At 66.7% G+C, this 26814-nt stretch carries 28 protein-coding genes; 12 read left to right on the forward strand and 16 right to left on the reverse strand.

The features are described from left to right. From AC3A35_RS26080 to AC3A35_RS26095, 4 genes are all read right to left on the reverse strand, one after another. Nucleotides 1–350, reverse strand: a 350-nt coding sequence (locus AC3A35_RS26080) for a TRAP transporter small permease (protein WP_487439464.1), incomplete at its 3' end; no start/stop codon positions are given. 86 nt (nt 351–436) lie between these two features. Then, entirely contained in the window at nt 437–1462 is a 1026-nt protein-coding gene (locus AC3A35_RS26085; protein WP_487439465.1) for a TRAP transporter substrate-binding protein, read from the reverse strand. Between the two features lie 238 nt (nt 1463–1700). After that, nucleotides 1701–2543: a class III extradiol dioxygenase family protein gene (locus AC3A35_RS26090; RefSeq protein WP_487439466.1), complete on the reverse strand. Its 843-nt coding sequence runs from the start codon at nt 2541–2543 to the stop codon at nt 1701–1703. A 3-nt stretch (nt 2544–2546) separates the two neighbouring features. Then, nucleotides 2547–2900 carry a protocatechuate 4,5-dioxygenase subunit alpha gene (locus tag AC3A35_RS26095; RefSeq protein ID WP_487439467.1) on the reverse strand — a complete coding sequence of 118 codons (354 nt, stop codon included), beginning with the start codon at nt 2898–2900 and terminating at the stop codon, nt 2547–2549. 86 nt (nt 2901–2986) lie between these two features. Between AC3A35_RS26095 and AC3A35_RS26100 the strand changes: the two genes are divergently transcribed. Then, a complete protein-coding gene (locus AC3A35_RS26100) occupies nt 2987–3913 on the forward strand; it encodes a LysR family transcriptional regulator (protein WP_487439468.1) in 927 nt (308 codons plus the stop codon). Nucleotides 3914–3932: 19 nt separating this feature from the next. Here AC3A35_RS26100 and AC3A35_RS26105 read toward each other — a convergent pair whose 3' ends face one another. Next, nucleotides 3933–4865 carry a helix-turn-helix domain-containing protein gene (locus AC3A35_RS26105; RefSeq protein WP_487439469.1) on the reverse strand — a complete coding sequence of 311 codons (933 nt, stop codon included), beginning with the start codon at nt 4863–4865 and terminating at the stop codon, nt 3933–3935. A 167-nt stretch (nt 4866–5032) separates the two neighbouring features. Between AC3A35_RS26105 and AC3A35_RS26110 the strand changes: the two genes are divergently transcribed. From AC3A35_RS26110 to AC3A35_RS26130, 5 genes are all read left to right on the forward strand, one after another. After that, entirely contained in the window at nt 5033–6196 is a 1164-nt protein-coding gene (locus AC3A35_RS26110) for a cytochrome P450 (RefSeq protein WP_487439470.1), read from the forward strand. A gap of 84 nt (nt 6197–6280) precedes the next feature. Continuing rightward, the gene (locus AC3A35_RS26115; RefSeq protein WP_487439471.1) at nt 6281–6604 is read left to right on the forward strand and encodes a 2Fe-2S iron-sulfur cluster-binding protein; all 324 of its coding nucleotides are present in this window, start codon (nt 6281–6283) and stop codon (nt 6602–6604) included. Between the two features lies 1 nt (nt 6605). Continuing rightward, a complete protein-coding gene (locus tag AC3A35_RS26120; protein WP_487439472.1) occupies nt 6606–7853 on the forward strand; it encodes an NAD(P)/FAD-dependent oxidoreductase in 1248 nt (415 codons plus the stop codon). Between the two features lie 219 nt (nt 7854–8072). Further along, nucleotides 8073–9110, forward strand: a complete 1038-nt coding sequence (locus AC3A35_RS26125) for a TRAP transporter substrate-binding protein (RefSeq protein ID WP_487439473.1) — start codon at nt 8073–8075, stop codon at nt 9108–9110. A 20-nt stretch (nt 9111–9130) separates the two neighbouring features. Then, nucleotides 9131–10171, forward strand: a complete 1041-nt coding sequence (locus AC3A35_RS26130; protein ID WP_487439474.1) for a TRAP transporter substrate-binding protein — start codon at nt 9131–9133, stop codon at nt 10169–10171. 409 nt (nt 10172–10580) lie between these two features. On the opposite strand, the gene AC3A35_RS26135 is transcribed toward AC3A35_RS26130, so the two are convergent. Beyond that, nucleotides 10581–11489, reverse strand: a complete 909-nt coding sequence (locus AC3A35_RS26135) for a helix-turn-helix domain-containing protein (RefSeq protein WP_487439475.1) — start codon at nt 11487–11489, stop codon at nt 10581–10583. Between the two features lie 118 nt (nt 11490–11607). On the opposite strand from AC3A35_RS26135, the gene AC3A35_RS26140 reads away from it, so the two are divergent. The 5 genes from AC3A35_RS26140 to AC3A35_RS26160 all read left to right on the forward strand — a co-directional run bounded on the left by AC3A35_RS26140 (nt 11608) and on the right by AC3A35_RS26160 (nt 16619). Further along, on the forward strand, nt 11608–12432 hold the full coding sequence (locus AC3A35_RS26140; RefSeq protein WP_487439476.1) for an SDR family NAD(P)-dependent oxidoreductase: 825 nt from the start codon (nt 11608–11610) through the stop codon (nt 12430–12432). Nucleotides 12433–12477: 45 nt separating this feature from the next. Next, on the forward strand, nt 12478–14241 hold the full coding sequence (locus tag AC3A35_RS26145; RefSeq protein WP_487439477.1) for an FAD-dependent oxidoreductase: 1764 nt from the start codon (nt 12478–12480) through the stop codon (nt 14239–14241). Beyond that, the gene (locus tag AC3A35_RS26150; RefSeq protein ID WP_487439478.1) at nt 14231–14563 is read left to right on the forward strand and encodes an NIPSNAP family protein; all 333 of its coding nucleotides are present in this window, start codon (nt 14231–14233) and stop codon (nt 14561–14563) included. The genes AC3A35_RS26145 and AC3A35_RS26150 overlap by 11 nt, the downstream gene beginning before the upstream one ends. Before the next feature lie 4 nt (nt 14564–14567). Then, on the forward strand, nt 14568–15398 hold the full coding sequence (locus AC3A35_RS26155; RefSeq protein WP_487439479.1) for an SDR family NAD(P)-dependent oxidoreductase: 831 nt from the start codon (nt 14568–14570) through the stop codon (nt 15396–15398). Nucleotides 15399–15587: 189 nt separating this feature from the next. Then, a complete protein-coding gene (locus AC3A35_RS26160; RefSeq protein ID WP_487439480.1) occupies nt 15588–16619 on the forward strand; it encodes a porin in 1032 nt (343 codons plus the stop codon). A 105-nt stretch (nt 16620–16724) separates the two neighbouring features. Here the strand turns inward: AC3A35_RS26160 and AC3A35_RS26165 are convergent, their stop codons facing one another. From AC3A35_RS26165 to AC3A35_RS26210, 10 genes are all read right to left on the reverse strand, one after another. Then, on the reverse strand, nt 16725–17555 hold the full coding sequence (locus AC3A35_RS26165) for a DUF3750 domain-containing protein (protein ID WP_487439481.1): 831 nt from the start codon (nt 17553–17555) through the stop codon (nt 16725–16727). After that, a complete protein-coding gene (locus AC3A35_RS26170; protein WP_487439482.1) occupies nt 17552–18556 on the reverse strand; it encodes an aldo/keto reductase in 1005 nt (334 codons plus the stop codon). The genes AC3A35_RS26165 and AC3A35_RS26170 overlap by 4 nt, the downstream gene beginning before the upstream one ends. Before the next feature lie 67 nt (nt 18557–18623). Next, complete coding sequence (locus tag AC3A35_RS26175; RefSeq protein WP_487439483.1) at nt 18624–19583, reverse strand: Gfo/Idh/MocA family oxidoreductase; 960 nt, start codon at nt 19581–19583, stop codon at nt 18624–18626. After that, entirely contained in the window at nt 19583–20437 is an 855-nt protein-coding gene (locus AC3A35_RS26180; protein WP_487439484.1) for a class III extradiol dioxygenase subunit beta, read from the reverse strand. Before AC3A35_RS26180 ends, AC3A35_RS26175 begins: the two co-directional genes overlap by 1 nt. Before the next feature lies 1 nt (nt 20438). Further along, nucleotides 20439–20882, reverse strand: coding sequence for a protocatechuate 4,5-dioxygenase subunit alpha (ligA, locus tag AC3A35_RS26185; protein WP_487439485.1), 444 nt, complete (start codon nt 20880–20882; stop codon nt 20439–20441). A 1-nt stretch (nt 20883) separates the two neighbouring features. After that, nucleotides 20884–21798, reverse strand: a complete 915-nt coding sequence (locus tag AC3A35_RS26190) for an amidohydrolase family protein (RefSeq protein WP_487439486.1) — start codon at nt 21796–21798, stop codon at nt 20884–20886. 40 nt (nt 21799–21838) lie between these two features. Beyond that, a complete protein-coding gene (locus AC3A35_RS26195; RefSeq protein ID WP_487439487.1) occupies nt 21839–22774 on the reverse strand; it encodes an NAD(P)-dependent oxidoreductase in 936 nt (311 codons plus the stop codon). A 160-nt stretch (nt 22775–22934) separates the two neighbouring features. Continuing rightward, nucleotides 22935–23624: a 4-carboxy-4-hydroxy-2-oxoadipate aldolase/oxaloacetate decarboxylase gene (gene ligK / locus AC3A35_RS26200; RefSeq protein ID WP_487439488.1), complete on the reverse strand. Its 690-nt coding sequence runs from the start codon at nt 23622–23624 to the stop codon at nt 22935–22937. Nucleotides 23625–23638: 14 nt separating this feature from the next. Then, nucleotides 23639–24664, reverse strand: a complete 1026-nt coding sequence (locus tag AC3A35_RS26205) for an amidohydrolase family protein (protein WP_487439489.1) — start codon at nt 24662–24664, stop codon at nt 23639–23641. Further along, nucleotides 24661–25758 carry a 4-oxalomesaconate tautomerase gene (locus AC3A35_RS26210; RefSeq protein ID WP_487439490.1) on the reverse strand — a complete coding sequence of 366 codons (1098 nt, stop codon included), beginning with the start codon at nt 25756–25758 and terminating at the stop codon, nt 24661–24663. Before AC3A35_RS26210 ends, AC3A35_RS26205 begins: the two co-directional genes overlap by 4 nt. 114 nt (nt 25759–25872) lie before the next feature. On the opposite strand from AC3A35_RS26210, the gene AC3A35_RS26215 reads away from it, so the two are divergent. Next, entirely contained in the window at nt 25873–26775 is a 903-nt protein-coding gene (locus tag AC3A35_RS26215; protein ID WP_487439491.1) for a LysR substrate-binding domain-containing protein, read from the forward strand. Nucleotides 26776–26814 lie beyond the last annotated feature (39 nt).

A 26814-nucleotide genomic window follows, 5' to 3' on the forward strand; every position in this document is an offset into this window, starting at 1 on the left:
ATCCGCCACGCGAGCAGAAAGGACGCGCCCGCGAGCAGCAGCGAGGCGATCGCGTCGAGCACGCGCTTGAGCGCGGGTGGTGCCCACAGGGTGAAGAAGTCGACGAACACGTGGCCGCGCTTCAACTGGCAATAGGGCAGGCACATCGCGATGCCCATCGCCGACAGCATCTGCACCAGCTCGTAGTCGCCCGGCACCGGCAGGTTGAACAGTGCGCGGCCGATCACGCTGGTCACCGACATCAGCGCTTCGGCGAGGAAAAACACGCCGCCGAGGATGGCCAGAAATGCACACGCGACCGCGATGACCTTGCCGATCGGCCCGCTCGGGGCATCAACCGGTATGTCCATGGACTCTGCCATGAAGCTCTCCCGTCAGGATGAAAAATCCCGTTCCATGCCGCGGCGACCTCGCCACGCCCTGGAACGGGACATTATTACTTGGAGTACTGCTTGACCAGTGCAACCGCATCGTCGTGGAGCTTCTTGCCGTCCACACCCTTGGCCGAGATCTCCTTGATCCACTCGTCGGTGACCGGCTGGGTCGCTGCCTGCCACTTTGCCATCTCTTCGGCCGGAAGCTGGTAGACCGTATTGCCGCGCGCCACCGTCGCCTCGCGACCGCCGGCATCCGCCCCCTTGAACTGGGCCGACACCCACGCCGAGGTATCGCGACCGCTGTTATCGTCGATCACCTTCTTCAACTCGGCCGGCAGGCTGTCGTATTTCTTCTGGTTCATCACGAAGATCATGGTGGCGGTGGTCATCGCATACTGGCCGCCGGCTTCGGCATGGAACTTCGTCAGTTCATGCGTCTTGGTGGCCGGCACGACCTCCCACGGGATCAGCGCACCGTCGATCACGCCCTTGGACAGGCTCTCGGCCATCTGCGGCACCGGCATGCCCACCGGCGTGGCGCCGAGCGAGGCCAGCAGCTTGTTGCCCAGACGCGAGGGCGCACGCACCTTCATGCCCTTGATGTCGTCGAGGGTCGTGACCTGCTTGTCGCGGAAGTGAAGCACGTTGGGGCCGTTCACCCAGGTCGCGATCGGCTTCATGCCGGCGAACTCCTTCATCGAGTGGGCCTGCACGAAATCCCACATCGCGCGCGAGGACGGTTCATGCGTGGTGGTGATGAAGGGCAGTTCGAACACTTCGGAAGTGGGGAAGCGGCCCGGGGTGTAGCCCGGCAGGGTCCACACGATATCGGCCACGCCGTCGCGCACCTGATTGAGCAGTTGCGGCGGAGTGCCGCCCAGCTGCATCGCCGGGTAGATCTGGCACTTCATCTTGCCCTGCGATTCGGCAGCGATCTTGTCGCACCACGGGGTAATGAACTTGGTGTGCGCCGGCGAAACCGGCGGCAGGAAATGCGCCACCTTGAGCACGATTTCCTGCGCCGACGCGCTGGCCGGGATCAGGGCGGCGGCAGCGATGCCGAAAGCCAGACGACGAATCTGCATGAAAGTCTCCTCTTGAAAAAACGATGGTGGCCGATCGCGCTGTCGGCTTGATAGATCTGTCTTCTGTGTTTTTTACAAGTCTGAAGCCATGCACATCCATTCGGAAGTCTTACATCACACTAGCAGATATATCGTTTTGCTATCTCACCCCCGGCGAAGTCGCCTCATCAAGCAAACGGGCCGGTACTCCGCACTTGGCGGAGTACCGGCCCGGAAGCCGTTCAGGAACGCGAAACGATCAGACGATGGGCTCCATTACCATCAGCCCGGCAGCGGTGTTCGAGATCGGGATGTGATAGTTCGCATGCACCTTGCGCACCTTGCCCGGCAGCGCCGCCCGGGTCGCAAGCCACATCAGCAGCTCGACGCCCTGGGTGCCGGTCTTCTCGACGATCTCCTCCATCGAGAACTGGGTCACCCACTCCGGATCACCGATCAGGCTCTCCATGAAGGCGAGGTCGAAGTCCTTGTTCACGAAGCCGGCACGTTCGCCGTCGAGCTGATGCGACAGTCCGCCGGTACCGATGATGACCACGCGCAGCTCGTCGTCCCACGACGCGATCGCCTCGCCCAGCGCCTTGCCCAGCTTGTAGCAGCGCCGGGCCGAGGGCAGCGGATACTGCACGGTGTTGATGCACACCGGCACGGTGGGCACCGGGCAGCGTTCGTCGTTCGGCCACAGCAGCTTCAGCGGCAGCGAGAAGGCATGGTCGACCAGCATCTCCTGACAGGTGGTGAGATCGAACTCCTTGCCGACCAGCTCGTTGATGATGTGCCACGACAGCGCCGGATCGCCCTGGTATGGCGGCAAGGTGGGAATGCCCCAGCCTTCGTCGGCGTTCTGGTACTCGGGCGCGGCGCCGACGGCGAAGGTCGGCATCTTGTCGAGGAAGAAGTTCAGCCCATGGTCGTTGTAGATGACCACGGCCACATCGGGTTTGACCTTCTGCAGCCAGTCGTGCACCGGTGGAAAACCGTCGAAGAAGGGCTTCCAGTACGGGTCGTCCTGCAGCTTGCCGGCGATGGCGCGGCCAATGGCCGGGACATGGGAAGTGGTGATGCCGCCTACGATCTTTGCCATGGTTTATTTCCCCGCGGCCACGAGCATGGCCTTGAATGCTTCCTTGGTCATGCCGGTCTGGGCGGCGCCCAGGTCCTGCACATCGAGTCCGAGTATCCCCGCGAACTTGGCCAGGTAGTAGACATTGCCGCCCGCGGCGAGCAGGCCGAGCACGTTGCGCGTGCGGATCGCCTCGAACTGCTCCTCGTTCAGGCCGTACTTCGTACAGTAGGCCGTCTCGTCGGCGCAAAATGCCGCGCGGTTATCGGCGCTGTTGAAGGAAAAGCACATCTTGTTCAGCGCATAGCCCTTCTGCGCCAAGTCGCCGTCGAAAACCCGCGTACCGGGGATTTCGCGCTTCTGTGTGGTACTACTCATACGAATCTCCGTTCTGCTGTTGTTCTGGAGATTGCAGTATTGCCAAGCAGATTCAAAAGATAAATGCAAGAATACTCATCAAATCCATGAGCCATTTCGATCATTCCCATCTCGACGGGCGCCTGCTGCAACTGCTGATCACGGTCGTTGAAGAGGGCTCGATCACCCGCGCCGCGGAGCGCCTCGGCGTGACCCAGTCCGCGGTGTCGCACCTGCTCGACAAGCTGCGCGCCATCGTCGGCGACCCGCTGTTCGTGAAATCCGGACGCGGCATCGTCGCCACCGCGCGCGCCGAAACCCTGGCCCGCGACGCCCGCGTGCTGCTCGAGGCGATGCGTCGCTTCGCCAGTTCGGCCGAGTTCGACGTCGCCAGCCTGAACACCACCTTCACCATCGCCGCCAACGATTTCCAGCGCGACCTGCTGCTGCCGCGCCTGCTCGGACGCCTGCGCCGCCAGGCCCCGGGCGTGGCGTTGCGGGTGATCCCGTCGGACATCCCGGATGCCGACATGCTGCGCGAGGAGCGCTGCCAACTGGTGATCTCGCCGCGCCCGCCCGACGCCAGCGACATCCTGCACAAGCGCCTGTTCGAGGACGACTACCGGGTGTTCTACGATGCGGCCCGACGTCCTGCTCCGACCACCATGGAGGACTACCTCGCGGCCGACCATGTCACCGTGCTCTACGTCCCACGGCGCAAGCTCGACGTGGACCAGGAACTCGCCGCACGCGGCATCCATCGCCGCTTCGTCGCGCTGGTGCCGGGCTTCGCCGGCATCCCGGGCTTCATCCGCGGCTCCACCCTGCTGGCTACGCTGCCCGGCCGCCTGCGCAGCGCGATGCTGCAGGATCTCGCCAGTTGCGCCCCGCCCTTCGACAGTCCGCGCCTGCCGATGTACATGATCTGGCATTTGCGCCACCGCCACGATCCGGTGCATGCGTGGCTGCGCAGCGAACTCGAGGCGATCATGCCCGAGGCGCTCGCCGGACCCGGCGTGGCCGGCACGGACTGAATCCGGCCTCGCCGCGGCTTCAACCGCCGTGGCGTTCGCGGTAGGCTGACGGACTCAGCCCCATCCGGCGTTTGAAAAAGCGGCAGAAGTAGGCCGGATCCTCGAAGCCGAGCTCGGCACCGATCACCGCCACCGGCGCTGCGATATACACCAGCCGCCGGCAGGCTTCGCGGGTCACGCGGTCGTGGATGAACTCGAGGGCGGCGCGTCCGCTCGCACTGCGGCTGAGGCGGTTGAGGCTGGGCGTGCTGAGACCGAGCTGAGCGGCATAGCGCGAGATCGGCCAGTGCTCGAGGAAGTTCTCCTCCACCAGCAGCACGAAGCGCGTGAACAGCGCCTGGTGATGGCGCTCGCGCTTGCCGCTGCCGATCCGCACATCGCGCGCGCAGCTTTGGGCCAGACGCCACACGGCCGCCTGGGCGAGCCAGCGCACCACTGGCGCATCGGCCGCGTCGAGGCTGGCGAACTCCTCGCCGAGCTGGCGCAGCAGGCCCTCCAGCCGCGCTGCGGCGGGCTCGTCGGCGTCGAAGCCGACCAGCCGCGGCCCGGCGAAGAGCTCGCGCAGCGATTCGCCGATCGCCTGCAATTCGCCCTCGACGAGAAAGCGTGCATTCAGGGTCAGCACCATGCCCTGGGTACCGGGCGCGAACTGGAAACCGTGCACCACGCCGGGTGGGATCACGACCGCGGCCGGGCCGACGGCCTCTTCCCGCCACTCGTCGAGCGCCACCCGGGCACTGCCCCGCCCCACCCACACGATCTGGTACAGCCCGCGGTGGACGTGGGGCTCGATCTCCCACTGGTACAGGCTGCTGCGCGACTCGATCTCCTCGATGTGCAGCATCTCCAGCGCCGGAAGCCCGGTCTCGCCATAGAGCGCAAAGGCCGGGATTTCCTGGCTGCGCGCGTTCGGACCGGCACGGCCCGCGACAGGGGAATTTCGGTTTTTCATGCTGCGGCGCACCGTGATGAAGAGGACAAACTTTGATCGAAAAGTGCAAGCACGGCCTGCTTTATTGCACTGACCCGAATAACCATGCTGGCCTATAGTGTAATTGCGTGAACGCCGCAACACGATGATTCAACGTGGTACAAACCAAGAACGAACGGAGACAAGCGATGTTCAGTTTCGATCCTTACTCACCGGCAGTGGATGCAGATCCATTCCCTTATTACAAGACGCTACGCGACGAGCATCCCTGCTTCTGGAGCAAGGAAGCCAATATGTGGGTGCTTTCGCGCTATGCCGACATCGTCACCGCGCTCAACGACTGGCAGACCTTCTCGTCGGCCAGGGGCAACCTGATGACCGAGCTGCCCAACCGCGCCGGTGCCACCCTGGGCACCACCGATCCCCCGCGCCACGACCGCCTGCGCGGCCTGGTCCAGCATGCGTTCATGAAGCGCAACCTCGAGAGCCTGGTCGAACCGATCAAGCAGATCGCCCGCGAAACCGCCGAACCGCTCGCGGACCTGCGTCAGTTCGACTTCATCGAGGACTTCTCGTCGAAGTTCACCGTGCGCGTGCTGTTCGCCGCGCTCGGCCTGCCGCTGGGTGACGAGGCGCAGGTGCGCGAGAAGGCGGTGACCATGGTCCAGTCCGACGCCACGACACGGCAGAAGGGGCCCGAGCACATCGCCGCCTACAACTGGATGCAGGACTACGCCAGCAAGGTCATCGCCGAGCGCCGCGCCAATCCGAAGGACGACCTGATCTCGCACTTCTCGATGGCCGAGATCGACGGCGACCGCCTGGACGAGCGCGAAGTGCTGCTGACCACGACCACGCTGATCATGGCCGGCATCGAATCGCTCGGCGGCTTCATGGGCATGTTCGCGCTCAACATGGCGGACCATCCGGATGCGCGCCGCCAGTGCGTGGCCAATCCGGCCCTGCTGGTCGACGCGATCGAGGAGTCGCTGCGCTTCAACACCTCGGCGCAACGCTTCCGCCGCTGCCTGACGCGCGACCACACGCTGCACGGCCAGACCATGCGCGAGGGCGATTTCGTCTGCCTCGCCTACGGCTCGGGCAACCGCGACGAGCGCCAGTTCCCCGATCCGGATGTCTACGACATCACGCGCAAACCCAAGGGCCACCTCGGCTTCGGCGGTGCGGTGCATGCCTGTCTCGGCACCACGATCGCGCGGATTTCGGTCAAGGCGGCGATGGAAGCCTTCCACCAGGTCGTCCCCGACTACCAGCGGGTGCAGGAGCACCTGCCGTGGATGCCGTCCTCGACCTTCCGCAGCCCGCTGCGCCTGGACCTGGCGCGCATCTGAGTTCCTACGCTTCACCGTGCGGCGGCCTCGCCGTCGCCGCACGGCACAGACCCACACAGATTCATACCCCCCGAGGAGACGAACATGGTCATGGTTACCTACATCGAACCGAACGGCAGCGAACAGCAGATCGACGTGACCGAAGGCTGGAGCCTGATGCAGGCGGCAATGTCGAACGGTGTCGACGGCATCGAGGCCGAGTGCGGCGGCTCCTGTGCCTGCGCCACCTGCCACTGCTACGTGGACGAGGCCTGGGCCGAGCGCGTCCCGGCCGCCGCCGAGAACGAGCTGGCGATGCTCGACAATGTGGTCGCCGAACGGCGCCCGACCAGCCGCCTGAGCTGCCAGATCAAGGCCACCGCCGAGCTCGACGGCATCGTCGTCCGTCTGCCCGAAGCGCAGAGCTGACATGAGCACGCCGCTCTCCCCGGCCGCCGCGGGCGGCCCGGTCATCATCGTCGGCGCCGGACAGTCCGGACTGCAGGTGGCCGAGTCGCTGCGCAGCGAGGGCTACACCGGGCCGATCCTGATGATCGGCAGCGAGCCCTGCCCGCCCTACCATCGCCCGCCGCTGTCCAAGGCCTATCTCGCCGGCGAGGCGAGCGAGGCCCAGCTGACCATCCGCGCGCCCGAGGCGCTGGCGAAGAAGCAGATCGACCTGCTCAATGGCGTGAGCGTGGTGGCGATCGATCGTGCGGCGCAAGTCGTCGAGCTTTCCGACGGCCGCCGGCTCGCCTACGCCGGGCTCGCACTGGCTACCGGATCGCGCGCCCGCGCGCTGCCGCTGCCGGGTGCCGACGAACTTGCCGGCATCTTCCCGCTGCGCACCCTCGACGACACCCGCCGCATCGCCGCCGCGCTGGCCGAGGCCCGTCGGGTAGTCGTCATCGGCGGCGGCTTCATCGGCCTCGAGTTCGCCGCCGTGGCGGCCAAGCAGGGCAAGCAGGTCACCGTGCTCGAAGCGGCCGAGCGCCTGATGGCGCGCGTGGTCGCGCCGCCGGTGTCGGATTTCTATGCCGGGCTGCATCGCAGCCATGGCGTCGCGATCGAACTCGGCGCCCAGGTCGCCGAACTCGCAGGCACGGATGGACGGGTGAGCGCGGTGCGCATCGCCGACGGGCGCCGCTTCGATGCCGACCTGATCGTCGTCGGCATCGGCATCCTGCCCAATACCGAACTGGCCGAGGCCGCCGGCCTGGAATGCGAGCGTGGCATCGTGGTCGACGCCTCTTCGCGTACCGCCGACCCGCGCATCGTCGCCAGCGGCGACTGCACCGCCCGCCGCCTGGCCGACGGCAGCCTGCTGCGCCTGGAGTCGGTGCAGAACGCGGTCGAACAGGGCAAATCGGCCGCCGCCGCACTGCTGGGCAGGGAGCGCCCGTTTGCCGCCGCGCCGTGGTTCTGGTCCGACCAGTACGACGTCAAGCTGCAGATGGTGGGCCTGTCCACCGGCTACGACCGGGTCGTGACCCGCGGCGACAGCGGCACACGGCAGTTCTCGGTGTGCTATTTCCGTGCCGACCGGCTGATCGCGATCGACTCGATCAACCAGCCGCAGGACCACATGGCCGGGCGCAAGCTGCTCGAGCGCGGCCTCGGTCCGAGCGCCGAACAGGCCGCCGACCCCGAGTTCAAGCTCGCCTCGCTGTTGACCTGACGTCGCCCCGGGGCAGCGCCGGTTGCCGCATCGCCCCGGGCACCGTTGAGAACAATGCACGTTTTATCCTGCTCACTGAACGATTTGTCGATTCAGTGAAACGCCTCCTCTCCGTACCATGCATCGCAGGCCGCGAACACTTCGACGGCTGCCGATCCGGCCTCAGAACGGGCTCCCGACCCGTACCGGAACGGCTCGATTCATACACGGAGACGAAGAATGAAAGTCCGCCCTCTTGCGCTGGCCGTTGCCACCGCAGCCCTCCTTCCTTCCCTCGCGCTGGCCGACGAGGTCGTGCTCAAGGTCGCCCATTTCCTGACCCCGACCACGCCCGCCCATACCCGGTTCATCGCACCGTGGTGCGACCGGATCGCGGCCGAGTCGCAGGGCCGGATGAAATGCCAGATCTACCCGGCCAACCAGCTTGGCGGCACGCCCCCGCAGTTACTCAACCAGGTTCGCGACGGCGTGGCCGACATCGTGTGGACGCTGCCCGGCTATACCCCGGGGCGTTTTCCGCTGACCGAGGTGTTCGAGCTGCCCTTCTTCACCACCAGCTATGAAGCGTCCTCGCGCGCGCTGTGGGACTTCGTCGAGCACAGCGCAGCGAGCGAATTCGCCGGCCTGCTGCCGATCGCGACCTGGACCGCCGGCCCCTACGCGCTGCACTTTCGCGGCAAGCAGGTGCGGACCCTGGAAGACATCAAGGGCCTGAAGGTGCGCACGCCGTCGCGCCTGGGCAACAAGCTGCTCGCCGCGCTCGGCGCGACCCCGGTGGGCATGCCCGCGCCGCAGATGGCCGAAGGCCTGTCCAAGGGCGTGATCGACGGCGCGCTGTTGCCGTGGGAAGCGGTTCCGCCGACCAAGACCCACGAGCTGACTGCCTTCCATGCCGAATCGGGCGGCCAGTACGCGCTCAGCACCGCAACCACGATCTTCGTGATGAACCGGAAAAAGTACGACAGCCTGCCGGCCGACCTCAAAAAGGTGATCGACAACAACCGCGGCCGCGAAGTCTCGGGCTTTGCCGCTGCCCAGCTCGATGCGGCCGGCAAGGTCGGGCGCGAACTGACGGTGGCGCGCGGCAATACGGTGTACCCGATCGCGGCGGCCGAGACCGAACGCTGGCAGCGCGCCAGCCGCAGCGTCGCCGAGGAGTGGATCAAGGAAATCTCGGCCAAAGGCGTCGATGGCCGCAAGCTGCACGACGAAGCGGCTGCACTGGTCCTGCACTACTCGACCCCGGCCCGCCCCTGACCCCGTTGGAGGAGACACAATTGAAAACCCGCAAACTCGCATCCGCCCTCCTCGGCAGCGCACTGCTCGGCGCCAGCCTCGTCCCCGGCCTCGCCCATGCCCAGGCGGTGGTGCTGAAATTCGCCCACTTCATGCCGCCGACCAACCCCTATCACGTCCATGTCATCGTGCCCTGGTGCGAGCGCATCGCCGCCCAGTCGGCGGGGCGGATGAAGTGCCAGATCTACCCCGCCAACCAGCTCGGCGGCACCGCGCCGCAACTGCTCAACCAGGTGCGCGACGGCGTGGCCGACATCATCTGGACCATGCCCGGCTACAACAGCGGCCGCTTCCCGATCACCGAGGTGTTCGAGCTTCCCTTCTTCACCACCACGCCGGAGGCGACCGCGCGTGCCCTGTGGGACTTCACCCAGCAGCACGCCATGCGCGAGTTTGCCGGCATGAAGCCGCTCGCCACCTGGACCCCGGGCGCCTACGCTTTCCACATGAGCAGGAAGGAGGTGAAGACCCTCGAGGATCTCAAAGGCCAGAAGGTGCGCACCCCTTCACGTCTGGGCAACAAGCTGCTCGCTGCGCTCGGCGCCACCCCGGTAGGCATGCCCGCACCGCAGATGTCCGAAGGCATCGCCAAGGGCGTGATCGACGGTGCGCTCTACCCATGGGAGTCGGTCCCCTCGGCCAAGCTGCACGAATTGTCCCACTTCAGCTTCGATGCCAATGCCGCGTACCGCATGTCGGCGGCCACCACGCTGATCGCGATGAACCAGAAGAAGTACGACAGCCTGCCCGCCGATCTCAGGAAGATCATCGACGACAACAGCGGCCGCGAGTTCTCCGCCCAGGCTGCCGCTGCGCTCGACCGCGAAGCGCGGGTCGGTCGCGACGCGACCATCGCCAACGGCAACGCCGTCTATGTGCTCCCGGCCGCCGAAGTTGCACGCTGGCAGAGCGCAACGCAGCCGATTGCCGACGAATGGATCGAGGAGATGAACGCCGCCGGCCACGACGGCAGGAAGCTCCACGCCGCGGCGACCGCGCTGGTGAAGCAGTACACGCGCTGACGCCGGGAATACCCGGAAGGCGGCCCCAGGAATGAAGGCTGCCAAGGGCGGACATTATTAACCCGGCAGTTGATGACGTTAAGCCAGTGTCGGCACCTTATCCCTCCCCCTTCAAGGGGGGCATAACCGGGGTTTCAGCGAGCACTGCTCGCTGCCGGCGTAGCGGTGAGGCATCGCCGAGACTACCGGTCAGGAGGGGGATGGGTTACTGCGGCGGCTGTTAAACCCATCCCCACCCCAGCCCGGGAGTCTCCGCTGCGCTACGCCGCTCCGCAGGCAGCGAGCGATGCTCGCCGAATTCCCTGCTCCGCCCCCTTGAAGGGGAGGGAGTCGCCGCGCCGAAATTCGCTCGGTATCGCCTAATTGATTGCCAGGTTAATAGCCCCACTTCCGGGCCGCCATACGGCCTTCACCCCCCTGAATCCGCCTCGCGCGCCAGTTGCGCACGCGCCATGTCGCGAAAGGCCAGCGGTGGCGAACCGACGTTCTTTTTGAAGAAGCGTCCGAAGTAAGCCTCGTCGTCGAAGCCCAGCGCGGCGGCGATCTGCTTGACGCTGAGCTGGGAGTACACCAGCTCGCGCTGGGCCTCGTGGATCAGCCGCGCATTGATCACATCCAGCGGCGACATCCCGAGCGCCTCGCGGCACAGTCGCGCAAGCTGACCCGATGACACCCCGAGCTCGCCTGCGTAGCGCTCCATCGGCAGATGCGCCTTGTAGTGCTGTTCGACCAGCGCGCGGAAACGCTCGACCTTTGCGGTCTGGCGCGAGCGCTCCACCACCCGGGTGGCCTGGCGCGTCAGTCCGATCCGCTCCACCTGGACGAACACTGCCAGCAGCAGTGCCGAACCGGCTGCGATCTGGCCCGGCTCGTAACCCCGCGCCTCGCGCTCCAGCGCCAGGAACAGCGGCATCAGCCCTTCGTCGCGACGCGATCCGGCCGTCACCGGCAACACCGCCGGGCGGCGGATGAGAGACAACAGTTCGGGGCGCGCGACGCCGGCAAGCGCCTCGAGCGGACGCTGCGGCGCCGTGACGACCGGACCGTCGACCTCGGGCGAAAAATGAAAGCCATGCACGGCGCGCGCCGGAATCACGATCAGGCAGGGCGGTTCGATCGCCCATTTGACGCCGTCGATGAAGACCTCGCCGCCCCCGCTGCAGACATAGAGGATCTGGATCAGGCCCTCGTGGATGTGCGGTTCGATCTCCCAGTTGAAGGGGCGCGAACGTTGCGGAATCCACTCGAAGTTGAAGGAATCCAGCCAGGAGGGCTTGGCCTCGGAGCCGTAGAGATCGTACCGGGGCAGCGTGGTCATCGAGCTCCCTCCTTCGCCATGAATGCACGAATTATCCTGTTCATCGATGCTTTTGTCGATTCTGCACCTGCGCCTGCGCCCCTACCATGGCTTCACACGGAAAACAGGAGACAGGATAGTGAGCAAGGAGACGTGGCTGGGGCTGGAAGGACAGGTTTGCGTGGTGACCGGAGCGGCCAGCGGCATCGGCACGGCCGTGGCGGAAACACTGATGTTGGCCGGCGCCCGACTCGCACTGATGGACCGGGACGGGGTCGGCTGCGAGCGCGTGACCAGAGCACTGGTCGAGGCCGGCGGCGAGGCGATCGCGATCGAGTGCGACACCTCGAGTGAAGGCGCGGTCGCCACCGCCGCCGAGCGGGTCAGGGATGAACTGGGGCCATGCGCGGCGCTGGTGAACAACGCCGGCCTGCTGCGCGCCGCGGCACTGGATACGGTATCGGTCGCCGAGTGGAATGGCGTGCTCGCGGTCAACCTCACCGGCTACCTGCTGTGCGCCCGCGCCTTTGCCCGACAGATGCGGGAGTGCGGCCACGGCAGCCTGGTGCATGTGGCCTCGATCGCTGCGCTGCACCCGCAGACCCACAGCGGCGCCTACAGCGCGAGCAAGGCCGGGGTGCTGCTGCTGTCGCGCCAGATGGCGGCCGAATGGGGTCCGAGCGGCATCCGCAGCAATGCGATCTGCCCGGGGATGATCCGCACCGCGCTGTCGGCCCGGTTCTACCAACAGCCCGGCTTCGAACAGCAGCGCGCAGCGGTCACCGCCAGCCGCCGCATCGGCGAGCCGGACGACATCGCCAACGTGGCCGCCTTTCTCGCCAGCACGCGCAGTGCCTATGTGAACGGCGCCGAGATCGTGGTCGACGGCGGCATGAACTGCATGTTGATGGACCTCGTGCCCCGCCCCGGCTTCAACGACCAGAGCGCCCGCCCGGGCGCCTGAACGGCGTCCCCGCGACCGGCACCCTCGAACCAGAAAGGAATGACCATGGACACCCGAATCACCCCGCAATCGCTCGAATGCGATCTGCTCGTCATCGGCTCTGGCGCCGGCGGCCTCTCCACCGCGATTACCGCTACCAAGCTGGGCCTGAACGTAATCGTGATCGAAAAGGAAGCACAGTTCGGCGGCACCACCGCATTCTCCGGCGGCGTGCTGTGGATTCCCGGTAACCCGCACGCACGCACCAATGGCGTGGTCGACCGCCGCGAGGCCGTCGTCGAGTATATGAAGAACGAGACCGGTCCGTTCTACGACGAGGCGGCCGTCGCCGCCTTTCTCGACCGCGGTCCGGAAATGGTCGAGTTCTTCGAGCGCGAGACCGAGGTCAAATTCATCCCCACCCTCTACCCCGACTATCACCCGGCAGTGCCGGGCGGGGTCGATGTCGGGCGCTCCATCCTCGCCGCCCCGTTCGACATTCGCCGGCTCGGCGACAACATGGCGCGCCTGCGCCCGCCGCTGCAGACCATCACCTTCATCGGCATGATGTTCAATTCGTCCAATGCCGACCTCAAGCACTTCTTCAACGCCACCCGCTCGTTGAAGTCCTTCGTCTATGTGGCCAGGCGGCTGGCGACCCACATCAAGGAACTGGTGCTGTACCGCCGCGGCATCCAGGTCACCAGCGGCAACGCGCTCGCCGCGCGACTGGGGAAATCCTGCTTCGATCTCGGCATTCCGATCCACACCGGCACCGGCGCGAAGGAACTGCTGGTCGAAGCCGGCCAGGTCACCGGCGCCATCGCCCGGGGTGCCGGCGGCGACATCCGCATCCGCGCCCGCCGCGGCGTGGTGCTGGCATGCGGCGGCTTCTCGCACGATGTCGCCCGCATCCGCAAGGCCTACCCGCACTTGCAGCGCGGCGGCGAGCATTTCTCGCCGGTACCGGCCGGCAACACCGGCGATGGCGCAAGCATGGCCGAAGCCGTCGGCAGCACGGTCGAGATCCGCTATCGCGACAGTGCGGCGTGGATGCCGGTCTCGAAAGTGCCGCGCGGCGACGGCAGCTTCGGCGCCTTCCCTCATCTGCTCGACCGCTACAAACCCGGCATCATCGGCGTCACCCGCAGCGGTCGCCGCTTCTGCAACGAATCGGAGTCCTACCACGACGTCGGCGCGGCGATGATCCGGGCTTGCGCGAACGAACGCGAAACCGCGATGTGGCTGCTCTGCGACCAGGCGACACTGTCGAAATATGGCCTCGGCTTCGTCAAACCGTCGCCGATGCCGGTCGGCAAATTCCTGAAGAACGGCTACCTGATCAAGGGCGAGACCCTCGCCGAACTCGCACGCAAGGCCGGCATCGACGGTGCCGAACTCGAGCGCACGGTGCGCGAATACAACCTCGGCGCCGCGCTTGGCGAAGACAGGCAGTTCGGCCGCGGCCGCACCGCCTTCAACCGCTACCTTGCCGACCCCGAGCACAAACCCAACCCCTGCGTGGCGCCGATCGGCCAGGGGCCGTACTACGCGGTGAAGATCGTCATGGGCGACCTCGGTACCTTCGACGGCATCCGCACCAACGTCGTCGGCCAGGTCATCGCGGACAACGGCTCACCGATCGCCGGTCTGTACGCGGCGGGCAACGACCGCGCCAGCATCATGGGCGGCAACTACCCCGGCGCCGGCATCACCCTCGGCCCGATCATGACCTTCGGTTACATCACCGCACGCCACATCGCCGGGGTGGACCGGGCGGCACCCATGCCGGTCGATGTCGCCCCCGGGGAGCTCCGCCATGTCGCCTAAGCCGCTGATCGACCATCGCATCTACACGATCCGCTTGCGCAAGATGAACGAGTTCGTCGAGGTCTTCGACCGCCTGGCGATGCCCATCCTGCTCGACACCCTGGGCAACCCGGTGGGCTTCTTCGTGAGCCAGGTCGGGCCGCTGAACCAGTTCGTGCACCTGTGGGCCTACGACGATCTCGCCGACTACGAACGCCGCTGCCAGGCACGCGACCGCCACCCCGACTTCCCCGCCTATCTGGCCGCCTCGGAGCACCTGATCGTGGCCCAGGAAACACGCCTGATCCGGGCGGTGGACATGCCGGCCATGCAGGGACGCTGAAGCCATGGAAATGCAACGCACAGCATCCCGCTCCAGCGTGGGCACCGTCGCCATCGTCACCGGCGGCGCCGATGGCATCGGCTGGGCGACGGCGCGCCGGCTGGCACTCGAGGTAGATCACGTGGTCGTGGCCGACCTGCGCACCGAGGCCGCGGCCGCCCGTGCCGCCGAACTCGGCGACGCGCACTGGAGCTGCGCCGCCAATGTTGCCGACGAAGCCGCGGTGGTGGCGATGGTCGAAGCGGTGATCGCACGCCATGGGCGCATCGACATCCTGGTGAACAACGCCGGTGTCGCCGAGAACTCGGTACCGACCATCGAGCAGTCGGTCGAGTCCTTCGACCGGGTGCTCGGCGTGCATCTGCGCGGCACCTTCCTGGCCAGCCGCGAAGTCGGCCGGGAAATGCTCACCCGCGGTAGCGGCAGCATCATCAATATCGCCTCGATCGCGGGCCTCGCCGGCATCCCGGAGCGCAACGCCTACGGCGCGGCCAAGGCCGGCATCGCGGCGATGACGCGCTCGATGGCGTGCGAATGGGCCGCTGGCGGCGTGCGGGTGAATGCGGTTGCACCGGGCTATGTGCGCACCGCGCTGGTCGACGAGCTCGAACGCCAGGGCACGCTCGACGCGCCCGCGATCGTCGCGCGCACACCGATGGGACGCATGGCCCGGCCGGAGGAGATCGCCGAGGTGATTGCCTTCCTCGCCTCGCCACGTGCCAGTTTCGTCACCGGCACCACGGTCAACGCCGACGGCGGCTGGCTGGCATTCGGCGCGCCGGAAGGCGTGCTGGCGTCCCCCCACCGGCCGCCGCACACCCCCGGCAGTCGCTAGCGAGTCCTTCCGTGCAAGCCCCCCGCAATTCCGGTTCTCGCGGCCGGAGGGGCTCCCCTTGCCCAAACCCCCAGCGGTCCTGCTGCGACCAAGGAGAACGCCGACACCGACCATCCATACACAACACGCGCTACCGGGGCCAGGCCCCGCAAAACAACGATCGAAAGCCACACCAAAGGAGCTTTACTGATGAAATACCCCCTCACCGCCGCCGTCGCCGGCTTCGCCGCCTTCGCCTCCGGCACCGCCCTCGCCCAGTCCAATGTCACCGTCTACGGCATGGTCGATGCCGGCTTTGCCTACGAGCGCAACAGCAGCACCGGCGACAGCGTGCGTGCGATCCAGAGCGGCATGCTGAGTTCGAGCCGGCTCGGCTTTCGCGGCAGCGAAGACCTGGGCAATGGCCTGAAGGCACTGTGGGTGATCGAGACCGGCATCCTGATCGACACCGGCAAGCCGCAGCACCCGGACAACCTCTGGGGCCGGCAGAGTTTTCTTGGCCTGAGCGGCGGCTTCGGCACCCTGAGCCTGGGCCGCCAGTACGCGCCGGAGGACGGCGTCAACGCCCGCTTCGATCCGTTCGAGCATGGCATGGCCGGGAATGCCGGCAACCTGATGAAGGCGATCGCCATCCGGGCGAACAACTCGGTGAAGTACGTCTCGCCGCAGATGGCCGGTTTCACCGGGACCCTGGTCTACGGCTTCGGCGAAGTGGCCGGAAACCAGGACGCCGGCCGCTACCTCGCCGGCGCGCTCGAATACGGCAGCGGACCGTTCGCGGCCGGCCTGTCCTTCGAGCAGATGCGCAACATAGCCGACACGGCGACCGGGCGGAAATACCAGTTGGGCACCAGCTACGACTTCGGCGCGGCCAGGCTCTACGCCATGGTGCAATCCGACCGCGATGTCGATGGATCCATTCCCACCCGCGGGGCGAAATCGACCCAGTACCTGCTCGGCCTGAGCGCTCCGGTCGGCACCAGCGGCAAGGCGCTGGTCTCCTACATCCGCGAGAACGACCGCGACGCGGCCGACATGGATGCGGCGATGTGGGCCGTCGGCTACATCCACGCCCTGTCGAAGCGCACCGACCTTTATGCGGCCTATGCCCACCTCGACAATCGCAACGGGGCGAACTTCAGTCTTGGCAATGGCCAGAATGCGGCACTCGTTGCCGGTGCGGATCGAGCGGTGAACATGGGCGTGCGGCACAAGTTCTAAGCCGGGACCACTGCGGTCCCCAAGGCCGCCGCAACGATACGCTGCGCCGCCCCCTGCAGGCGCAAGCCCTGACGGGCACACGGCCGGCAGGGCGTGGCATACCGCTCAGGGCTCCAGCCGCAAGACTCCCCAAAGCTCGCTGTCCGCCGCGTGCTGCGGCATGCCGACCCGGCCGATGCCCGGCAGCTTGAGCGCCGGCGGCCAGGCATCCACGCCGAGGCTGAGCCCGAGCAGGTTCAGCTCCAGCCCCTCCTCCGCCGCGACGGTGAAGCCGAGCACGCCGAACAGGGAGACCTGCACGCCCGAGCCGCTGGGGGCGGTGCCGAACGCGGCGCCAGCGGGCAGGTAGTCCTTGCCGATCGCGTTCGCCGGCAGGTCGAGCCGCAATTCGGGCACCTCGCGCGCGAGGTAGGCGACGAAGGTGTTGCTGTTGGGGCCGGGCCAGATGCGATATTCGTCGGGGTGCGGATAGCGTCCGGCGGCCTCGTGCAGGCGCGCGATCAGACCGTCCACCTCCGCGCCGCCGCGTACGTCGCGCAACAGGGTCGGCGCGCTGCCGAACCAGTAGCCGTCGGGTATGCCTTCGTGGATCCGGACCGCCTGGCGACCGCGGGACACACCAAAGCCCATCACCTCGAAACGGGTGTAGTGCTCGGCGTCGCGCGCCTTGGCCGCGATCCAGGTGTGTACCCCGAAAATGCCACGCCAGCGTACCGCGCGCGCGGCATAGACCTGGATGACCGCCTCGCGGGTCAGCGCCGGATCGGGCGCGAGGCCGCTGCTGTCGCGGCGGGCGGTACGCCAGTCGGCGGCCTGGGCCTCGCCGGCGTAGTAGTTCGCGACCGACCCGCCCAGCGGCAGCAGGAAGGCGAGCACGGCGACGGCCACAATGCGCCGCGCTCCCCACCGGCCGGGACGATCGGTCTTCGCATTCACCTTGGTGCGAACTCCTCGGTATCGATCTCGGTCTGGGTCGCAGCGTTGTAGCGCGGGCCCGCGACCGTGTGCTGGTTGATCAGTGCCTCCATCCTGGCGACGAGCTCGGCGCTCAGGACCACGTGTGCCGCAGCGACATTCTGCTCCAGGTGGGTGACGCTGGTGGTGCCCGGAATCGGCAGGACGTGCTCGCCCTTGCCCAACAGCCAGGCCAGCGCAAGCTGCGCCGGCGTGCACCCGGCGTCGACCGCCAGCGCCCGGTAGCCGTCGAGCAGGCGCAGGTTGGCGGCGAAGTTGTCACCCTGGAAACGCGGCATCGCACGGCGGATGTCCCTGGCGTCGAACGCGGCGACATCGGCCGGATCACTCAGCGCCCCGCTCAGGAAGCCGCGCCCGAGCGGGCTGAAGGCGACGAAGCTGACGCCCAGTTGGCGGCAGGCCTCGAGTACCGCGATCTCGGGATTGCGCGTCCACAATGAATACTCGGTCTGCAGCGCGGCGATCGGGTGCACCGCGTGGGCACGGCGCAGGGTGTCGGCGGAGACCTCCGACAGTCCGATCCTGCGGATCTTGCCCGCGTGCACGAGCTCGGCGAGCGCCCCGACGCTGTCCTCGATCGGCACCTGTTTGTCCCAGCGGTGCAGGTAATAGAGGTCGATGACATCGGTCTGGAGCCGTTGCAGCGCCTCCTCGCAGGTACGCTTGAGGGTTTCCGGGCGACCGTCGATGACCCGCTTGCCACCGACGCCGGTCATGCCGCACTTGCTCGCGAGGGTGAAGCGCGACCGGTAGCGCGACAGCACCCGCCCGACCAGGGTCTCGTTGGCACCGAAGCCGTACAGCGCGGCAGTGTCGAAATGGGTGATGCCAAGATCGAGCGCGCGCAGCAACACCGACTCCATCACTTCGGTGGACGGCGGCACGCCATAGGCGTGGCTGAGATTCATGCAGCCCAGGCCGATTGCGCCGACCTGGAAGGGACCGAGATTGCGTTGTTGCATGCAGGACTCCGGAAAAGGAAACGGCTCCAGCCGTCAGGATGGAGCCGGTGCAGCGTATCTGACAGGGTCAGGCGGCGTTTAGTTGCTGCTCGAGCTGGTGCAGCACCTGGTAGCACGGCAGCACCTTGGTCACGCTGGAGTTCGGCTCGCGGCCTTCGCGGATGGCGGCGAAGAATTCGCGGTCCTGCAGCTCGATGCCGTTCATCGACACCGCGACCTGACTGACATCGATCTTCTCTTCCTTGCCATTGAACAGGTCGTCGTAGCGGGCGATGTAGGTCCCGGTGTCGCCGATGTAGCGGAAGAAGGTGCCGAGCGGGCCGTCGTTGTTGAACGACAGCGACAGCGTGCAGATCGCGCCGTTGGCCGCCCTGAGCTGGATGCTCATGTCCATCGCGATGCCCAGGTTCGGATGGATCGGTCCCTGGATCGCATTGGCCTGTACGATCGGGCTGCCGGCCTGGTAGGCGAACAGGTCGACGGTGTGCGCGGCGTGGTGCCACAGCAGGTGGTCGGTCCAGCTGCGCGGCTGGCCGAGCGCGTTCATGTTGGTGCGGCGGAAGAAATAGGTCTGTACATCCATCTGCTGGATGTTGAACTCACCCGCGCTGATCTTGTTGTGCACCCACTGGTGGCTGGGGTTGAAGCGGCGGGTGTGGCCGACCATCGCGACCAGGCCGGTCGCTTTCTGCAGCGCGGCCACTTCCTCGGCCCCCTTGAGGGTGTCGGCGAGCGGGATCTCGACCTGCACGTGCTTGCCCGCCTTGAGGCAGGCGATCGACTGGTCGGCGTGCATCTGGGTCGGGGTGCACAGGATCACCGCGTCGATCTCCGGCAGCGCCAGGCTCTCGGCGAGGTCGGTGCCGACGTGGGCGATGCCATACTGCTTCGCCACTTCCCGGGTCTTTTCCAGCTCACGCCCGATGACCGAGACCACTTCGACCCCGTCGATATTGCGGATGCCGTCCAGGTGCTTGATGCCGAATGCGCCGGCACCCACCAGCGCGACCTTGATCGTCTTGCTCATCAGTTGTTCTCCAGAATCAGATGGCCCACCGCGGTGTTGGACGCGGGGACGTGGTAGAAGCGGTGCTTGACCGTCGGGGCGGGGCCGCCGGCGATGTCGCTCATGGCGCCGCGGGCGATCAGCCACATCACCAGCTCGATGCCTTCCGAGCCGGCCTCGCGCACGTAGTCGATGTGCGGCACGGCAGCCTGCCCGGCCGGATCGGCGATCAGGCGGTCGAGGAAGGCGTTGTCCCACTCGCGGTTGATCAGCCCGGCGCGCGCCCCCTGCAACTGGTGGCTCATGCCGCCGGTACCCCAGATCTGCACCTTGAGGTCCTGGTCGAAGGATTCGACCGCGCGGCGGATCGCCTGGCCGAGCTGGAAGCAGCGGCGGCCGGACGGCACGGGGTACTGCACCACGTTGACCGCGAACGGGATCACCGGGCACGGCCACGCCTGGGGCTCGCCGCACATCAGCGACAGCGGCACGGTGAGGCCGTGATCGACGTCCATCTTGTTGACGATGGTGAGGTCGAAGTCGTCCTGGATCACGCTCTGCGCGATATGCGAGGCGAGTTCCGGGTGGCCGATCACCTTGGGTACCGGGCGCGGGCCCCAGCCCTCGTCGGCCGGGGTGAACTCGGCCGCGGTACCGATCGCGAAGGTGGGGATCATGTCCAGGCTGAAGGCGGTGGCATGGTCGTTGAAGACGAGGAAGATCACGTCGGGCGTGTTGTCCTTCAGCCACTGCTTGGAGTACTCGTAGCCGGCGAACAGCGGCTGCCAGTAGGCTTCGCCGGTCTTCTTCAGGTCGATCGCGGCGCCGATGGCGGGGACGTGCGAGGTGTATACGGATGCGGAAATCCTGGCCATGTCAGCGCTCCTTGTTCTTGCCGGCGGCGCCTTGCGGCTGGTGCTGCGGTTGCGCATCGCCATCCTCGCCGAGATAGCGGTTGCCTGCGGGCGAACGGCCGCCCTTGATCATCATGTCGCGGTACTCGGCTTCGGTCATGCCGGTCATGGAGCCGGCCATCTGCTGGAAGCTCAGGCCATCGGTGGCGCCGATCTTGGCCAGAAAGTAGATGTTGCCGCCGGTGCGCATGCACCAGTTGAGGTCGCGTGCCAGCACCGCCTGCTTCTGCTCCTCGGTCATCGCCCACTCGTCGAGGTAGGCGCGCTCGTCGGCCTTGAACCGGGCGCGGTTCTCGGCCTTCATCAGCGACATGCAGAACTGGTTGAGCCAGTAGCCCTTGCGCGACTGCTCGGCATCGAAAATGATCGTGCCGGGGATGTCCTGGTAGGGTTTGTTCAGTGCCATGTCAGCATTCCTCCGGCCAGTACAGCCGCATCGGGTTGTCCACCAGCAGCTTCTTCCGCAACTCGGCCGTTACCGCGATGTGCGGGATGAAATCGACCAGCAGGCCGTCGTCGGGCATGTGGTCCTTGAGGTTGGGGTGCGGCCAGTCGGTGCCCCACAGCACGCGGTCGGGGAATTCCTCGACGATGCGGCGGGCGAACGGCACCACGTCGCGGTAGGCATTCTGCTCGCCGTTCAGTGCCTTGGGACCGGTCACCGACAGGCGCTCGGGGCAGCTGACCTTGGACCACACATTGGGGTTGTCGCGCATGAACTTCACGAACAGCTCGAACTCGGGCCCGTCGATCGGCTTGGAGACATCCGGGCGCCCCATGTGGTCCACCACCACCGTGGTCGGCAGCGCGGTGAAGAAGTCCCACAGTTCGGGCAGATCCACCGCCTCGAAGTAGATCACCACATGCCAGCCCAGCGGCGCGATGCGGGTGGCGATCTCGAGCAACTCGTCCTTGGGGGTGAAGTCGACCAGGCGCTTGACGAAGTTGAAGCGCACGCCGCGCACGCCGGCCGCGTGCAGGTCGTGCAGCTCCTGGTCGGTAATGGTGCGGCGCACGGTGGCAACGCCGCGCGCCTTGCCGCCGGAATGGATCAGCGCATCGACCATCGCGCGATTGTCGGCACCGTGGCAGGTGGCCTGCACCACCACGTTGCGGGCAAAGCCGAGGTGGTCGCGCAACGCGTAGAGCTGCTGCTTGCTCGCGTCGCACGGGGTGTATTTGCGTTCCGGCGCATAGGGGAACTCGGCGCCGGGGCCGAACACGTGGCAGTGCGCGTCGACGGCGCCGGCCGGTACCTGGAAGCGGGGTTTGGCGGGGCCGGCATACCAGTCGAGCCAGCCCGGGGTCTTGGTGAATTCCATCGTTGTCCTCGTTGTGTGGAGAGTGCGCGAGCTCGTCGGCTCACGCCTTGTTGTTCGGTTTGACGCGGGCGAGGATGCGGTCGGCCTCGGTGCGCCAGTCTGCGCTGCGCGCGAAGCCGGTGGCCGCACGCTCGCCGAATACCCCGGCGTCGGCCTGGTCGGCCATCCAAGCCTGGCGCTCGGCGGTGCCGGCGGCGGACCACGGGGTGAGGCCCGCGTCGCGCACGGTCGCGGCCACTTCGCGCACTTCCTCGGCGCGGCGCCGGCCGTGCTCGATCACGCGCTGGAAGAAATAGGCGCCCTGCTTCTCCCAGTCGACGCCGGGAAAGGTCTCGTACAGCGAGGCCACTACCGCATCCTCCACGCCGTAGGCGCGCGCCGCCGTGAAACTCTCGATGACCATGGCCTCGAGCCCCTTGATCATCACGCTGCGGCACATCTTGGTCGCCGAGGCGACACCGAGCTTGTCCGATGCGACCGTGGCCGCGAAACCGAGCGCCTCGAGCACCGGCTGCAGGTCGGCGGCGTTTCCGCCCCCGAGCAACAGCGGCACGCGGATGCGGTAAGGCGGCACCGAGGTCATCACCGCCCCCTCGACGTAACGCCCCCCTGCGCCATCGATGAAACCCGCGGCGCGGATCTTGGCATTGGGCGAGGCCGAGTTGAAATCGAGGAAACAGGCCCCCTGCCGCATCCCGGGCGCACAGGCCTCGGCGACCGGGACGGCCTGGCTGGCGGTGACCGCCGAGATGACCAGGTCGGCGCCGGCAGCGAGTTCGGCATGCGAGGCGGCGAGCGTCACGCCATGCTGCGCCGCATGTTCGCAAAGTGGCTCCTGCGCCGTGCTGCCGAGCTTGAGGTCGTAGGCTGCAACCACGATGCCGAGCGTGCGCAGGTCCTCGGCCAGGATGCGGCCGACCTCGCCGTAGCCGACCAGGCCGACATGCCACTCGAGGGGGTTGGCGGGTGCGCTCATGATCTCAGAGCCTGTGAATAACTGTACTGCGCGGGCCGATTGCTGCGTTGCTCACTCGCTCACTCCTCGTCTATCCATGATATGTCTCGTCGTTCGCATCGCTCATCTGCCAACTGAGGCCTTGCACTCGGCCCGCTCGCTACGATTCCTTCACAAGCTCTCAGTCGATGTACTTCAGGCCGGCCTTGGCCAGCGGTTCGCGCAGCGCGTACATGTCCAGGCCCAGCTCGCCGGCGGCAAAACGCTCGCGCTTGGCGGCTTCGTTGGCTTCCCGCGCCGCCGCGGCCTCGGCCACCCGGGCAGCGACCTCGCGCGGCACCACCACCACGCCGTCGTCGTCGGCCACCACCACATCGCCCGGATTGACGATCGCGCCGGCACACACCACCTGCACGTTCACCGAGCCGAGCGTGGCGCGGGTGCAGCCCTTGGCGTGGATCGCCCGGCTGAACACCGGAAAGCCCATCGCGGTGAGGTCCTTCACGTCACGCACGCCGCCGTCGATGATCAGCCCCTTTGCACCACGGGATTTGTAGGAGGTGGCGAGCAGATCACCGAAGAAGCCGTCGGTGCTGTCGGCCGTGCACCCGGCTACGACCACGTCGCCGGGCTGGATCTGCTCGGCGGCGACGTGCAGCATCCAGTTGTCGCCCGGCTGCAGCAGCACCGTGACCGCGGTGCCGCACAGGTGGGCGCCGCTGTAGATCGGGCGCATGTACGGCTTCATCAGGCCGGCACGGCCGAAGGCTTCGTGAATGGTGGCGACGCCGAACTGCGCCAGCTTTGCGACCACGTCGGGGTCGGTGCGGACGATGGTGCGCTTGACGATGCCGAGGTTGTTCAGGCTCATGCTCTTGTCTCCGGTTACAGGCCTTTGGCCTTCAGTGCGGCATCCAGGCGCGGATAGACGCGACGGGCGTTGCCTTCGTAGATGTTGTAGCGGTCTTCGGCGCTGATCGCGGCGGCCTCGATGTAGCGCTTGGTGTCGTCGTAGTAGTGGCCGGTCTCGGGGTCGATGCCGCGCACCGCGCCGATCATCTCGGAGGCGAACAGGACGTTCTCGACCGGGATCACCTTGGTCAGCAGGTCGATGCCCGGCTGGTGATAGACGCAGGTGTCGAAGAAGATGTTGTTGAGCAGGTGATCCTTCAGCAGTGGCTTCTTCATTTCCTGCGCCAGGCCGCGGAACCGCCCCCAGTGGTAGGGCACCGCGCCGCCGCCGTGCGGGATCACGAAGCGCAGGGTCGGGAAATCCTTGAACAGGTCGGAGGTCAGGCACTGCATGAAGGCGGTGGTGTCCGCGTTCAGGTAGTGCGCGCCGGTGGTGTGGAAGCAGGCGTTGCAGCTGGTGCTCACGTGTACCATCGCCGGGATGTCGTACTCGACCAACTTCTCGTAGATCGGGTACCACTGGCGGTCGGACAGCGGCGGGCTGGTCCAGTGGCCACCGGACGGATCCGGGTTCAGGTTGATGCCGACGAAGCCGTACTCCTTGACGCACTTCTCCAGTTCGGGAATGCAGGTCGCGGGATCGACGCCCGGCGACTGCGGGAGCATCGCGGCGCCGATGAAGTGGTCCGGGAACAGCCCGGCGACGCGATGGCACAGCTCGTTGCAGATCGCGGCCCAAGTCGAGCTGATGTTGAAGTCACCGATGTGGTGGGCCATGAAGCTCGCGCGCGGCGAGAAGATGGTGAGGTCCGAACCGCGCTCCTTCATCAGGCGCAGCTGGTTGGACTCGATCGTCTCGCGCAGTTCGTCGTCGGAGATCCTGAGGTCCGACACCCTGGGCATTGCCGACGGATCCTTGATCCCGGCGATCTGGCGATTGCGCCATTCTTCGAGCGCCTTGGGCGCGGTGGTGTAATGGCCGTGGCAATCGATGATCATTGTGTGTCTCCTGAGTTGTTCCATACCGCTGCGGGAACCATGACTTCGCCGCGCATGATGAGGCGCGCGGTGCGCAGCAGCGCCGCCCGCGTGACGTTCTGGGGGTTGGCCGGGTCGAGTTCGAGCTCGACCGAGAACTCGCCGGTGGGGTGTTCTACCGACACTGTCTTGGCGTTGCCTTCAGGCACCACCGCGATGCCCGCGGTCACCGAGCCCTCGAGCACGCAGGCGGTGCCGACGGTGACCGCGGCGAGCACACCGATCGCGTCGTGGCACACATGCGGGATGAAGCTGCGCGTGGTCAGGCTGCCACCGTCGCGCGGCGGCGCGATCAGAGTCATCTTGGGGTAGTTCCTGGCGCTGACATCGCCCAGCCCCATCGCGTGGCCGCAGGCGATGCGCAGGCGCTCGATGCGGGCCTTGAGTTCGGTGTCGGCGTTCAGCTCGGCCACGCTCTCGTAGCCAGTGCGACCGACGTCGGCCGCCTTGAAGATCACCAGCGGCATGCCGTTGTCGATGCAGGTGACCTCGATGCCGTCGATGACGTCGCGCACGTGGCCGGTGGGCAACAGGCCGGAACACACCGAGCCGGCGGTATCGAGGAAGTTGATCTTGATCGGCGCCGAGGTGCCGGGCACGCCGTCGATGCGCGCCTCGCCCTCGTAGCTCACCTGCCCGCCCGGGGTCTGCACCGTGATGTCGCACTGCATGTCGGTGTTGAGTGTGAGCACGCGGAAGGTGGACACCTCGCCCTGGGCCTTGAGCATGCCGGTTTCGAGCGCGAACGGCACCACCGCGGCGAGCATGTTGCCGCAGTTGGGGGTGGTGTCGACGGTGTCCTTCTCCGGCTGCAGCTGGGCGAACAGGAAGTCGAGATCGACGCCCGGCTTGCTGCCCGGACGCACGATGCCGACCTTGCTGGTCAGCGGGTTGGCGCCGCCCATGCCGTCGATCTGGCGCCGGTCGGGCGACCCCATCACGGCGAGCAGGACTGAATCGCGCGTCGCGATATCCACCGGCAGGTCGCATTCCTTGAAGAACGGACCGCGCGAGGTGCCGCCGCGCATGAAGAGGGAGGGGATGGGTGTCTGCATGAAGTCCATTATGGTGAGGCGCCCTGCCCTGCAACAGGTCCGCACCGCTCTAACAGCTATTTCAGTTTGCGATAGCAGTGGACGAGATATTCTCCGGTTTATTAGACTCGCCTCATGGATCTCAAACAGCTCGAGTACTTCGTCCGCGTCGCCGAACTGGGCAGTTTCACCCGTGCCTCGATCGCGCTCGACATCGCCCAACCGGCGCTCAGTCGCCAGATCCGCCTGCTCGAGGTGGAACTCCGGCAGAACCTGCTGATCCGCAATGGCCGCGGGGTGACCACCACCGAGGCCGGCAAGCTGCTGCTCGAACACAGTCGCGGTGTGCTGCATCAGATCGAGCGCGCCAAGGAGGAGTTGTCGCGTATTCGCGGTGCGCTTGCCGGTCGGGTGGCGGTCGGCCTGCCGCCGAGCCTGTCCAAGGTGCTCACCGTGCCGCTGGCGCGCGCATTCCGCGAGCGCATGCCCGAGGCCACGCTGTCGATCGGCGAAGGCTTGTCGGTAACCATGCAGGAGTCGCTGACCAATGGCCGACTCGACATCGCGCTGCTCTACAACACGCCGCCCTCCCCCGATATCGACACCATTCCGTTACTCGAGGAGGATCTGTTTCTGGTTGAGCAGAAACACCCGAAGAGCAAGCTCGGCCCGATCGAGCTACGCGAACTGGCCGCCCTGCCGCTCATCATTCCCGGACGACCCCATTCGATCCGGATGCTGGTCGAGGCCGAACTGGGCAGCATCGGCTTCCACCCCCGGATCGGACTGGAGGTCGATGGCATCGCCGGTATCCTCGATCTCGTTGCCGACGGTGCCGGCTGCGCCGTGCTGTCGATGAATGCAGTTGTCAAATCGGGCAAGGCGGAACGATTTACCGTGCGCCCCATCGTCGAGCCGCAACTGCGCAGCCGCCTGGCGCTTGCAGTCAGTGCCCGCCGTCCGACCACGGGTACCCAGCAGTCGATGCTCGAACTGCTGCAGGAGCTGTGCCGGCAGCTGTTGCAGCCGCACATTTGAGCCGGACGGCTGGCGAACGCAATTTTTTTCCCGCGACAC

The organism is Azoarcus sp. Soil_N_20 (assembly GCF_057656155.1).